Here is a 12,549-nt window from a genome sequence, read left to right on the forward strand (position 1 = left end):
CCACTCCGCGGACGCGGGCGGCCGAGGCGGCCCGGGCCGCCTCGCAGCGCGCAGCAGGAGACAGAGTGACGCCACCTCATGAGCACCCCACGCGCACCACGCGCACCACGTTCCCATCCCGCATCCGACGGCGTACGCGTCTGAGACGGCGTAGAGCCACCGGGATCCTCCTCGGGTTGCTGCTGGCCGGAGGCGCGCTCACCTCGCCGACCACCGCCGGCGCCGACACCGACGCCGACACCGGCCGGAAGCCCTTCGCCGATCTGCCGCCGCAGGAACCCGGCGTCACCCTGCGGGTGTTCGACATCCAGTCGCCGCTCAGCAAGCTCTGCGACCTCAAGCCCGCCCAGACCCCCAACGTCGACAAGCTGATCCCGACCGTCGATTGGTCCTCCACCGAAGGCTTCGGGTTCAGCGACAACTTCGTGTCGCAGATCACCGGCAACATCAACGTCCCCGCCGACGGCGCGTACACCTTCCGTCTGATCAGTGATGACGGCTCCCGTCTCTTCATCGGCGACAAGAAGGTCGTCGATCACGACGGACTGCACGGCGCCGAGCCCAAGGACGGCGAGATCACGCTCACGCCGGGCTACCACCCCTTGCGCATCGACCACTTCGACCGCAGCTACGACCAGCAGGTAACCCTGCAGTGGAAGCCGCCCGGCGCCGACGCCTTCACCCTCGTACCGAACTCCGTGCTCAGCACCGACGCCGGCGTGGTGCGGGTCACCGCGCCCGGCCGCAAAGAGTGCGAGGGCACTTACGACACGCCTGGTGATGGTCTGCCGCTGAACTCCGTCAACCCCGGCTACACCCTGACCGACCTGCGCCCCAAGGGATTTGAGCCGCAGGTGTCCGCGATGGACTGGCTGCCCGACGGCCGGCTCGCGGTGACCACCTGGGGCGGCAGCCAGGAGACCAAGGGCCAGGTGTACGTCCTGGACAACGTCACCGGCGACACCGGTCCTGACAAGGTCACGTACAAGAAGATCGCCGACGGGCTCAAGGAGCCGATGGGCATCAAGTACGTGGACGGAAAGTTGTATGTGTCCGAGAAGCATCAGCTGACCGAGCTCGGCGACATCGACGGGGACAACGACGCGGGCGAGACGCGGAAGGTCGCCGAGTGGCCCTACGGCGGGAACTTCCACGAGTTCGCCTTCGGGCTGCTCTACGAAGACGGGAATTTCTATCTGAATCTGTCCGTCGCCATCAACTACGGCGGCGCGACGACCGATCCGCAGCCCGCCGCCAACCGCGGCACCACCATCAAGGTCAACAAGGCGAGCGGGAAGGTCAGTTACCTGGCCGGCGGTCTGCGCACCCCCAACGGCATCGGCCGCGGACCGGACAATGAACTGTTCGTCACCGACAACCAGGGCGGCTGGCTGCCCGCCTCGAAACTCGTACACATCAAGCAGGACCGGTTCTTCAACCACTACACCAACCCCGACGGGCCGTTCGACGACAAGAGAGTCACCAAGCCGGTGCTGTGGCTGCCGCAGAACGAGATCGCCAACTCCCCCAGCACTCCCATGACCGTGAAGAAGGGGCCCTTCGCCGGGCAGTTGATGTTCGGTGACGTCACCTACGGCGGGCTGCAGCGCGCCGACCTGGAGAAGGTCGACGGCGAGTTCCAGGGCGCGGTGTTCCGACACACCCAGGGACTGGAATCCGGCATCACCCGCATCTCCACCGGGCCCGACGGGGCCATCTACACCGGCGGGCTCGGCGCCGACGGCAACTGGGGCCAGGAAGGCAAACTCCGCTTCGGCCTGCAAAAGCTCACCCCGAACGGCAAGACCGCCTTCGACATCAAAACCATGCGGGCCACCCGCGACGGCTTCAAACTCACTTACACCAAACCGCTGTCGGACAAGACCATCGAGAAACTGACCAGCGGCGCCTACTCCGTCGAGCAGTGGCGCTATGCCCCCACCCCCGCCTACGGCGGCCCGAAGGTCGACGAGGAATCCCTGCCCGTCACCGGCGCCCGCGTCTCGGACGACCGCCGCACCGTCAGCCTGACCATCCCCGGCCTCAAGAGCGACCGGGTGGTGCACGTGCGCTCACCTCGCCCCTTCTCCTCCGCCGACAATGAGCAGCTGTGGTCCACCGAGGCCTGGTACACCCTCAACGCACGCCCGGGCCACGACGAGCCGGTCACCTCCTACGACGCCGAGTCGGCACGGCTGTCCGGCGGCGCGGACATCGACACCGAGCACGCCGGCTACACCGGCGGCGGCTTCGTCGACGGCATCAAAGACCCCGGCGCGTCCGTCACCTTCGACGTCGAGGCTCCGGCCAAGGGCACCTACGCCGTGGGCCTGCGTTACGCCAACGGCCCCCACCCCTCGGCCGGCACCAAGACCCTCGGCGTCAGCGTCAACGGCGGGGCAGCACGCCAGACCAGCCTCCCCTCGACCGAGACCTGGAAGCGCTGGTCGACCAAGAGCGAGCAACTCGCCCTGCGCAAGGGCCACAACACCATCACGTACGCCTACCGGCCCGAAGACACCGGCAATGTCAACCTCGACATGATCGAGGTACGCCGGCCCGGCACCCGCATCGACCTCTTCTCCGGCGGCAGCACCTCCACCGCCTGGCAGCACACCGACGGCCGCAGCGTCGAATGGCCGCACACGGCAGAGAAGTCGATCGAGGTGTGCTGCGGGGACATCCGCACCAAACAGGCCTTCGGTGACTTCAAGCTGCACGCCGAATTCCGCGTACCGAAGCTGCCCGACGACGTCACCGGACAGGACCGCGGCAACAGCGGGATCTACCTCCAGGAACGCTACGAGATCCAGATACTCGACTCGTACGGAGTGGAGAAACTCGCCGCGAACGAAGCCGCGTCCATCTACAACAAGAAGGCCGCCGACCACAACGTCTCGACCGCGCCCGAGACTTGGCAGGCGTACGACATCACCTTCCGCGCCGCACGCTTCGACGCCGACGGAAAGAAGACCGCCGACGCCAGGATCACCGTGGTGTGGAACGGCAAGAAGGTCCACGACGACGTGGCCGTCGACGGCCCGACCGGCGCGGGCGATCCCGAATCCGCGGCAACCGGCGCGATCCGGCTGCAGGACCACGGCAACAAGGTCCGCTTCCGCAATATCTGGATCGAACCGGTCGACTGAACCAGAGCACTGAACCAGAGGACCGATCGATCCGGTGCTCTCCGGGCCGTCAATGCGCGACCCGGAGAGCACCACCGGACGAAGCCTGCGGTGAGCGCGAGATGATCGTGGTTCGCGGCGCGTGGCCCGGCAGGCCGCACGTCCACCACCCGCACGCCACCATCAGCGAGGACGGCGAAATCCGGCACATGCACCGTCAGGCACTGCCCTGCCCAGCTGACTCAACAGCGCCGCCCGCCGGATCCAGTACTCATCCGCCGGATCAAGTGCTCAGTCACAGCAGGTTGCGGATGCGGCACGCGCGTCAGTCGCTGGTGGCGGTGACCGGCACCTTGTGCAGGTGTGGCGCGATGGTGGCCGGCACGTCGGCGGTGACTCCCGGCCGATACGGGGAAACGTCCGCGAGGGCCTCTTGAAGGATTTCCCGGACCTCACCCGGACCATGAGCGTCACGCAATCGCCTTCAACGCTGCCTGCGCTTCCGTGAATGCCTGCGGGTTGGGGCCCTCGACCAGTTGAGATCCGGGAGGCCGGCACCTCGACGTCACGACTGGCCAGGGTGCTCGAGGCGTTCCGTGGGACCGGCGAAGGACAGGAAGGTGGTCCGGGTGGCGAGCAGCCAGGTGCCGTCCACTTTGCGGAACGCGTCTTCGTAATGGCCCACTTGAGCCGGGGGCCGGGGCGGCACCATGCCCTCGGAGTAGCCGTCGACCCGGTACGTGGTGAAGTAGGAGGTGGCAGCGGCTGCCTCCGGAGAGATCACGGTGACCAGGGTGTTGGTGCACATACGAGGCGACAGCCGGTCCGCGGGCCGACTGCCGAACTAGTCACGAAGAGCCTCGCGGCCCACTATGTGACGATCGCCGGCGGGCCATGCCCAGATCCCGTCCAGCGTGAACAGGTCCGCCACCGAGCTCGGGTCCCCGAGGTCCAGCCGGCGCACGAACTCGACAGCATGTATCCGCTCTGACTGCCGCTACGGCGTGGCATTGCCGCTCTACCGCTCGGCGGTGCCGTCCTCACCATCAACCTCGTAGATCCGCCCTTGAAGCCGTTCACCGGCCCAGTCCAGCCCGACGCCCAGGTCAAACCAGTGCCGATCCTTGCGGCCTTTGGGCGTTGCAAGGTTCACCGCCGCCCAGGAGAACACTCCCAGCAGGATGGAACGCCCGTGCTGCGTTGTGCGCACGGACAACGCAAACGGCGCGGCGAGTGCCGCGCGGGTGACCAACATCGCCTGTTCGTTCTCAGAATGTCGACGCCCACCCGTGAGAAACCGAGGCTTTTCAAGGATCTTGACCCACTCGACCACTGCGTCTGCCACCTGTGCGCGCAACGAGTCTTCGATGCCCTTCCGAACGGCGGTCGCGGGATCATCGCCGAGCCAGCCAAGCCAGTGATCAGGATCAGTGAGTTTGCTGAAGTCATCCTGTGGCACCCCGTGACGGGGATTCTCCTGGTACTCACCTGTCAGTTTCCCGCTGCCGTCCACCAACCACGCGCCGCGGATTGCCTCGGGGGGTACGTAGCCGTTCGGGTCGTCGATATATGTCGGGTCGATCTCGGCGACGCTGCCACCGGGATTCTCCGCAGCCGCAGCCAGTAGCGCCGGCTCGCTCGGTATGCCTTTACGCCGACTTCGCGAGCCAAAACGCCCCACGTTCCCACCCCCACCGTTGTGCCTGTCCAGTTGACCGCGATTGTGCCGCACCAGTCAGGACCGCATGAAGGCGACGGGTGGGTGGGGGCAGTCTCCGCGAGTTCGATGTGCACCTGTCCCACACACGACGTCGCTGTCGTGGCCCTACCCAGCGATCTTGTTCGCGCATCCCCATGAGCGATCGACACCTGCCCGCCAGACATGCCGGGCCGTTTGGCGACCAGGGACAGGTACTCATGGTCCGGCCCCTGGTCGCCCTTAGGGGCGGGTGCTCAACGACGAGCACGGCCGACAACAACGGCTCCAGAACAGCCAGTCGACCCTCAGTCAGGATTCCCCGTCGCACACGACGACCACCCCGAACCAAGATCCACTTTCGTGCCGACCTCAGGCGGCTGCCGGCCGCTCGCGCAGCAGCAGTCCCGCGGTCACGGCGACCGCGGCTGCGGTCAGCCCGTGGACGCCGTACGCGGTCGCTGCCGGGCCTCCTTCGTTCAGCACGATCAGCATGTCGCCGGCCGGGACGACCGCCATTGCCGCCATCGCCAGCCCGAGCGCCTTGCGTTGGCCGGCCAGCAGCAGCGCGAGTATCACCAGTCCGAAGCCGGTGTCGCGCATGCCCTTGGCCGCCAGGATCCCCTCCCCCTGGTGCTGCGGCCAGGTCGGCAGCCCGAACCCTTCGGCCGACGCCTGCGGGGCGAGGAGGAAGAGAGCCCCGATGTAGAGGAGGAACAGGCCGCCGAGGACGGCGAGGATGGTGGCGAGGCGCTTCATGGTCATGGCGAATCTCCTGAGGGTGTCGTACGGCAGGGCAGGACGGGATCGACGGCGGGCATCGCCTCGCGACGCATCGCAACCGCATCACTGACAGCAGGGAGCGGGCTGAGACTTCGTCTCTTGCCCCGGGCGTCTCGGCGTTGTCCCGACGTCGTGACGGCCCGGGCTGCTGTAGCTCGCCGGTTTCGGCGATGCCTCCGATGTCATGGCAGAGCCAAGGGCCAACTGCGCAGCAGGGACCGGCCCTTGGCGTTCGAGGCTTCCGGCGGGCAGGTGCCGGTGATCGCGGTCGGCGGCGCCCTCGGCGCCGGGCTGGTCAGGGGCAGATGATGTAGCGGCCGCGGAGGCCGCCCTCGGCGGTGGCCCGGTGGGCGTCGGCGACCTGGTCCAGCGGGACGGCGGCGTGGACGCGGGTCGGGAGTTCGCCGGTGGCGGCGCGGGTGAGGAGGTCGGCGAGTCGGGTGCGGTCGGAAGCGGTGACCACGGAGGTGACCGAGATTCCGCGCTCGGTAGGGGGTTCGAGGCCGGGCCGCAGCCCGACGTAGGCGCCGCCGTCGCGGACCAGCTTGAGGGCCTGGTCATTGAGTTGTGCGGGGTCGACGACTGCGTCCCATTCCGGCTCGGCGCGTGCGGTGAAGTCGGCGCCGAGGCCTCGGACGAACTCCTCGTCGCCGGCGCGGGCGAGCCCGGTCACCTGCCAGCCGCGCTCCTGAGCCAGTACGGCGACGTTCGCCCCGACCGCCCCCGCGGCGCCGGTCACCAGCAGCCGGCCGGCCCCGGCGGGCGCGTCGCCGAGCAGGTCGATGGCCTGCGTGGCGGCCAGCCCGTTGAGGGGGACCGTGGTCGCGGCCAGCAGGTCAAGACCGTCAGGGACCGGGGCGACGTCGGCCGCCGCGACCACGATCTGCTCGGCGTAGGTGCCGTAGTCACGGTCGAAGCCGACCACCAGGCCGGCGACCCGGGTGCCGACGGCCAGGTCGACGCCCGGCCCGGCCGCGTCCACGACGCCGGCGAACTCCCAGCCCAGGCCGGCGTGTTCGGGCTGCTGGACCAGCCCGATCGCGTGGAAGAAGCCCGCTGCGACGCCGAGGTCGGTGGGGTTGACCGTCGCCGCCGCAATGGCGACGCGGATCTGGCCGGGGCCGGGCTCGGCGACGGGCACGTCGATGATCTCGATCGAGTCCGGCCCGTTCGGGACGCGGACGACGGCGGTGCGGAAAGTGGCAGCACTCATGGCATTTGTTCCCTTGCGGTGGGGTGATCGATTCCGAGCTCCATGCTGGTTTCGTTAACCTCCCTGGGAAAGAAGGCACTTGAAAGTGCGTAAGCCCCCGTCGGGTACGGAAGGAGCGATCGATGTCGACGCGGACGGCGGCCCAGCAGCGGGCCGATGAGAAGACGAGCTACAACGCGTTCATGGCGGGCTGCCCCAGCCGACAACTGCTCGAACGGATCTCCGACAAGTGGGTCGCGTTGATCCTCGCGGCGCTCGGCAGCGACGGCCCGCACCGTCCCGGGGTCGACCACGAAGACGGGCCCCGGCCGATGCGCTATTCCGAACTGTCCCGCCGGCTCGCGGGCGCCAGCCAGAAGATGCTCACCCAGACCCTGCGCTCCCTCGAAGGCGACGGTCTGGTCACCCGGACCGTCACACCCACCGTGCCCGTCACCGTCACCTACGAACTGACCGACCTCGGTCTGTCCCTGAACCGCGTCATGGCCGGCCTCAAGGACTGGGCCGAAGCGCACATGGGCGACGTACTCGCCCACCGCGAGGAACACCACCGCGCGGCAGCCGAAGACTGAGCCTGCTGTGTGAACCTGCAGCCCACACAACCGGGCGTTCGACGGCGTTCCGTGAATCAATTCCGCACCGGTGCCGCGGCAACGTCGAATGCCGCCGCGTAACCACGTCATTTACCGATGAACTTCACAGTCCAACCATCGATCGCAGCCGGCGTCAGATTGGGAACAGGTACTTGGAGGTTGCCTCACGTGGTGCATTTGGCGAGCTTCTTATAGCAGGTCAGAGCTGCGGCCAGGCCGAGGAAGGCAAGGAAGTGCGAGCCCTTTCGTTCGTATCGGACGGTCAGCCGACGGAAGCCGAAGGGCCAGGCGATGGACCGTTCGATCTTCCAGCGTGGCGGCCGAGCCGCTCGCTGGACTCGATCCCGGGGCGTGCGATGCATGGGACCAGGCCCCGGCCGCGGAGCCAGGCGAGATGGCCGGCGGAGAAGTATGCCTTGTCCGCACGGATCTTGACCGGTCGCCGTCGGCGTCGCCCGCACCGCGAACGGATGGCAGGTATCGCAGGATCAGCGGCTTGAAACGGCGGTGATCTTGAGAGGGCGTCACCCGTGTGGGTGAGTCCGGGGTCGTACGGCTGCGGTGGGTGAAGCTCTGTGGGGACGATCGTCGATCGTGGCCCGTACTTCGTTGGACCTGGATGAACTCGTCGAGCACTGGACGCTGTTGAAGGACGAGCAGGTGCTCGTGTCCGGCAAGCGTGGTGCGATGCGACTGGGCTTCGCCGTGCTGCTGAAGTTCCATACGCAGTACGGCCGGTTTCCCCGGAACCGGGCAGAACTGCCCGGTGAGGCCGTGGAGTTCGTCGCCCGTCAGGTGCAGGTCCCTGCCTCGGAGCTGGAGTCCTACGACTGGACGGGCCGCACGGTCGAGTACCACCGTGCGCAGATCCGGGGGCACCTAGGCTTCCGTGAGTGCAGCGTCGCGGACGCGAAGCTGACGGCGTATGTGGCTGAGCACGTCGCGCACAAGGAACGCAGACCCGAGCAGGTGCGGGTGGAACCACTGGCGCGCTGCCGCGCGGAGAGCATCGAGCCGCCCACGTCGGGCCGGTGCGACCGGATCGTGGGGGCCGCTCTGCGGGCGGCCGAGGAGTCGCTGACTGCTCAGATCTCCTCGCGGCTGACCGTGGAGAGCATCGAGCGGATCGTGGCTCGGGCGACTGGCGCCGACCAGGACGACGCCGGACCCGCGGGTGGCGGTGCGGAGGGCGAGGACGCGCCGCCGGTGCTGACGAAGGCCAAGGAAGCGCCGGGCAATGTGAGCCTGGAGACGATGCTCACCGAGATCGACAAGCTCCTGGCGGTGCGGGCGATCGGTCTGCCACGGGATCTGTTCATCGACGTCGCGCCGAAGGCGGTGGCGGGCTGGCGGGCGCGGGCCGCGGTGGAGTCGCCTTCCCATCTACGGACGCATCCGGTGGCGCTGCGGGTGACCTTGCTGGCCGCGCTGCTGCACGAGCGGGAACGGGAGATCACCGACACGCTGGTGGAGCTGCTGATCTCCACGGTGCACCGGATCGGGGCGCGGGCGGAGAAGAAGGTCACTGAGCAGCTCATCAACGCGTTCAAGAACGTATCGGGTAAGGAGAACATCCTCTTCAAGCTCGCCAAGACATCGCTCGGCACCCCGGAGGGGAACGTCCGCCAGGTCGTGTTCCCGGCGGTGTCCGGGGGCGAGGCAACGCTGCGGGGGCTCGTGCACGAGTTCAAGACCCGCGGGCCGGTGTACCGGCGCACGGTGCAGACCACGCTGAAGGCGTCCTACACCAACCACTACCGGCGCGGGCTGATCAAGCTGCTGGACGTGCTGGAGTTCCGTTCCAGCAATCACGCCCACCGGCCGGTGATCGAGGCCCTGGCGCTGGTGGCGCGGTACGCGAACGCGGGGAACACGACGTACTACCCGCTGGGCGAGACGCCGCCGGTCCACAAGGCGATGGGCGGGGACTGGGTGGAGGTCGTGCACCGCGCCGACAAGCGGGGCCGGCGCCGGGTGGTGGCACTCGCGCTACGGCGGCCGTGGGGTGCTCATCTACTGGCACGTGGAGAAGAAGTCGCTGGCCATCCACTCCCAGCTGATCAACTGCACCGCGTCCGAGGTCGCCGCGATGATCGAGGGCGCGATGCGGCACGGAACCACGATGGACGTGGAGGCCAACTACACGGACTCGCATGGCCAGTCGGCAATCGGGTTCGGCATCACGAGACTGCTCAGCTTCGACCTGCTGCCGCGTATCAAGCGGATCAACAAGGTCAAGCTGTACCGGGCCGTGGCCGGCGAGCCGGATGCCTACCCACAGCTGACCCCGGCGCTGACCCGCGCGATCCGCTGGGAACTCATCGCCCAGCAGTACGACCAGATGATCAAGTACGCCACGGCGATCCGTACCCGCAACGCTTCCCACCCCACCTACGCGGCGATGCTGGAAGTCGGCCGTGCCCAGAAGACCATCTTCGTGGCCCGCTACCTGCGGCTGCGGGACCTTCAACGGGAGATCGAGGAGGGCCTGAACGTCATGGAGGCCTCCAACGGCGCCAACTCTGTGATCGCCTACGGCAAGGAAGGGGAGATCGCCTCCAACCGGCGTGACGAGCAGGAGATGTTCGTTCTGTGCCTGCGGATTCTGCAATCGGCCCTGGTCTACGTGAACACCCTGATGCTCCAGGACATCCTCGGCGAATCGGAGTGGGTCGACCTCCTCACGCCCGCCGGCCGGCGCCTGCCGTCACCGTACCCGGGCCGCGGATACCGGCGGGTGTCTACGAACGGACGTTGGGTGGGGGCAGCATTGCGGCAGGTTAGGGGTAAAGGTGCGGCAACGGTGGATGGTGACGTGGCTGCTGTGTGTCGCCGTGACCGCGGGCCTGCTCATCGTGTGGAGAGTGAGCCCCGAGGACATCGGGAACGCTGCCTCCGTGGTGGCGGCCGTGGTCGGCCTGTTCGGTGTGATGGCGGTGTGGGCATGGCGCCGTAACCCACGGCACGGCCGCTCGACTTCCGGACAGGTAGCGGAGGCCGCGATGGTGCTAGCGCGGCTGGTGCGCCGACAGTGGCAGGACGAGGCGGTGCTGCGGCAGCTGTTCGACCCGGCGCCGCTGCCCGTACTGTGGACCGACTGCTCACTTCGTGACATCAGCGACCACCGACAGCTGATCGGTGACCCGGTCGCCTGCCGGGCCGACGCACCGCAGGAACTGGCGGCCGCCTTCCGTGCCCTTCCACGGCGCCGACTGGTCGTCCTGGGGGCGGCCGGATCGGGCAAGACCACCTTCGCGGTGCTACTCACCCTCGCTCTGCTCAACGACCGCGATACGGACGAGCCCGTACCTGCACTGCTGTCTCTGGCCACGTTCGACCCGTCACGCGACAGCGTGCCCGTATGGCTGCGGCGCCGGATCGCCGCGGACTACCCGGCTCTGGCCGACACCGACAACTTCGGGCCCAGCGCAATCGAGGACCTGCTCGCCGAAGGCCGGATCCTGCCCGTGCTCGACGCTCTCGACGAGCGCCCCTGTTCCAGCCGCGCCGTCGTCCTAAGTGCGCTCAACGATGCCCTGGACCCGCACACTCCCCTGGTGCTCACCTGTCGCACCACCGACTACGCCACGGCTGCGGCCCAGGCCGGCGTTCTGTCCGGCGCCGCAGCCATCACCCCCGCCCCCGTCCGCGCCGACGATGCCCTCGCCCTGCTGCGTCTGGCCACCCCGCCCGGCCCGCGCCAAGACGCCTGGAACACGGTGTCCGAGCATCTGGCGCGCGAGCCTCAGGGCGCGGCCGCGCAGGCTCTGGCGAGTCCCCTGACCGTGGCGCTGGCTCGCTCCGTCTACGCGGATGCTCCCGGAGACCCGGCCGAACTGGCCGACGCACGCCGCTTTTCTACCGGTGCCGCAGTGGAGCACCACCTCCTGGACAGCGTCGTTCCGGCCCTCTACGCACGTGCCCAGCGGCAGGACCCCACCAGGCGCTGGGATCCTCCACGCGCCCACCGGTACCTGACCTATCTGGCCTCCCGCCTCCATCGGCACGGCACGTATGACCTGTCCTGGTGGCAGACATATCGTTGGGTCCCGGTTCTCGCCCGCCCGTCGATCCGTGCCGTTATCTGGGCTCTTCCCGTGGTGGCGCTGTGCGCTCTGAGCGGCCCTTGGCCAGGGGTTTCGGAGCTGGTGACCTGGGGGGTGGCCCTGCTCTCCTTCCAGTGCGCCGGTGCTTGGACAGCGAGCCGTGGCTGGAGCGCGGCCCGGCCGATCACTGCGGCCGGGCTCATTGCTGCCTGCGCCGGGTTGGCTGGGGTGACGGCGGGCGGCGTGTGCGACCTGAAAGACCATGAGCCATGGTTCAGCGTTCAAGGCGCCGAAGCCCTCGGGCTGTGGCTCATGTTCCTCGTGATTGCGCTGAGTGCTGGCCTGCCCGCGCCTCCGCGCCTGCCCAGCCGGGGAACCCTGACTCTGGGCCACTGGCGTCGGCGCCTGCTCCGCGCCGCTGCAACAGTTCTTGGTGCCGCTGTCCTCGGCGTTGCGGTCCTGACCCTCTACGCACTGGTCATCAGCGACTTCAGCTCGCCTGTGACCTGGCAGAGCCTTCTGGCCGCAGGGCAGGCCGGGCTCGCGCTCGGAGCTCTGCTTGGCGCGGCGCAAGCCATGCTGCAGTGGGTACGGCGCAGTACGACCGACCAGGACATCATCACTGCGGGATCGTCAGTTCGGGCCGACCGGCTCATCACGTTGGTCAGCGGTGCAACGGCCGTGTGCTGCGGCGTTCTGGTGCATCAAGCGCTCAACGGCCTTTTCTGGGATGTCTGGTATCCGGTGGACATCATGCTGCCGTGGTACGGCCCTCTTGCTCTGGCGGCGGCTCTGGCGGCCCATGCATGGCCCCACTACACCGCCGCGCGGGGCCTGCTGGCCGCAGGCGACCGCCTGCCGTGGCGGCTGCAGTCCTTCCTCGCCGATGCCCACCGACTGGGAGTCTTGCGCCAGGTAGGTCCTGTCTACCAGTTTCGTCACGCACGCCTGCAGCAGCATCTCGCCGTAGGACATGTCCACCTACCCAGCACACGCAATCCAACGACACGGCTCGGGTCCCCTCAGGTCGGTGAACCTCCGACGACGGGCGGATGAGCCCAGCTGTTCTGTCGCAGCGAAGGTTGAGCGC

At 68.2% G+C, this 12,549-nt stretch carries 8 protein-coding genes and 3 pseudogenes; 5 read left to right on the forward strand and 6 right to left on the reverse strand.

The annotated features are described in order from the left end of the window. Window positions 1–176: 176 nt before the first annotated feature. Entirely contained in the window at window positions 177–3,149 is a 2,973-nt protein-coding gene (locus tag OG453_RS38730) for a family 16 glycoside hydrolase (RefSeq protein ID WP_353962309.1), read from the forward strand. Window positions 3,150–3,693: 544 nt separating this feature from the next. On the opposite strand, the pseudogene OG453_RS38735 reads toward OG453_RS38730, so the two are convergent. The 4 genes and pseudogenes from OG453_RS38735 to OG453_RS38750 form a co-directional block, all read right to left on the reverse strand. Beyond that, window positions 3,694–4,110, reverse strand: a pseudogene (locus OG453_RS38735) (nuclear transport factor 2 family protein). A gap of 36 nt (window positions 4,111–4,146) precedes the next feature. Continuing rightward, window positions 4,147–4,809: a hypothetical protein gene (locus tag OG453_RS38740; protein ID WP_266873414.1), complete on the reverse strand. Its 663-nt coding sequence runs from the start codon at window positions 4,807–4,809 to the stop codon at window positions 4,147–4,149. Window positions 4,810–5,196: 387 nt separating this feature from the next. Next, a complete protein-coding gene (locus tag OG453_RS38745; protein WP_266873415.1) occupies window positions 5,197–5,589 on the reverse strand; it encodes a DUF4267 domain-containing protein in 393 nt (130 codons plus the stop codon). 313 nt (window positions 5,590–5,902) lie between these two features. Beyond that, window positions 5,903–6,820 carry a zinc-binding dehydrogenase gene (locus OG453_RS38750; protein WP_266873416.1) on the reverse strand — a complete coding sequence of 306 codons (918 nt, stop codon included), beginning with the start codon at window positions 6,818–6,820 and terminating at the stop codon, window positions 5,903–5,905. Between the two features lie 122 nt (window positions 6,821–6,942). Between OG453_RS38750 and OG453_RS38755 the strand changes: the two genes are divergently transcribed. Beyond that, window positions 6,943–7,392, forward strand: a complete 450-nt coding sequence (locus tag OG453_RS38755) for a helix-turn-helix domain-containing protein (protein ID WP_266873417.1) — start codon at window positions 6,943–6,945, stop codon at window positions 7,390–7,392. A 185-nt stretch (window positions 7,393–7,577) separates the two neighbouring features. Here OG453_RS38755 and OG453_RS38760 read toward each other — a convergent pair. After that, window positions 7,578–7,801: pseudogene (locus OG453_RS38760) on the reverse strand (IS5/IS1182 family transposase); the annotation flags it as partial. 206 nt (window positions 7,802–8,007) lie between these two features. On the opposite strand from OG453_RS38760, the pseudogene OG453_RS45435 reads away from it, so the two are divergent. Further along, window positions 8,008–8,454: pseudogene (locus tag OG453_RS45435) on the forward strand (DUF4158 domain-containing protein); the annotation flags it as partial. A gap of 44 nt (window positions 8,455–8,498) precedes the next feature. On the opposite strand, the gene OG453_RS45440 reads toward OG453_RS45435, so the two are convergent. Then, a complete protein-coding gene (locus OG453_RS45440; RefSeq protein WP_353962310.1) occupies window positions 8,499–8,939 on the reverse strand; it encodes a hypothetical protein in 441 nt (146 codons plus the stop codon). 497 nt (window positions 8,940–9,436) lie between these two features. Between OG453_RS45440 and OG453_RS45445 the strand changes: the two genes are divergently transcribed. Together OG453_RS45445 and OG453_RS38770 are read left to right on the forward strand one after the other, a co-directional pair. Then, on the forward strand, window positions 9,437–10,369 hold the full coding sequence (locus OG453_RS45445) for a Tn3 family transposase (RefSeq protein WP_353962311.1): 933 nt from the start codon (window positions 9,437–9,439) through the stop codon (window positions 10,367–10,369). Beyond that, window positions 10,278–12,515 (forward strand): NACHT domain-containing protein, encoded by a 2,238-nt coding sequence (locus OG453_RS38770; RefSeq protein ID WP_353962312.1) that lies wholly within the window; start codon window positions 10,278–10,280, stop codon window positions 12,513–12,515. The genes OG453_RS45445 and OG453_RS38770 overlap by 92 nt, the downstream gene beginning before the upstream one ends. Window positions 12,516–12,549 lie beyond the last annotated feature (34 nt).

The sequence above is a fragment of the Streptomyces sp. NBC_01381 genome (genome assembly GCF_026340305.1).
Taxonomy (GTDB): domain Bacteria; phylum Actinomycetota; class Actinomycetes; order Streptomycetales; family Streptomycetaceae; genus Streptomyces.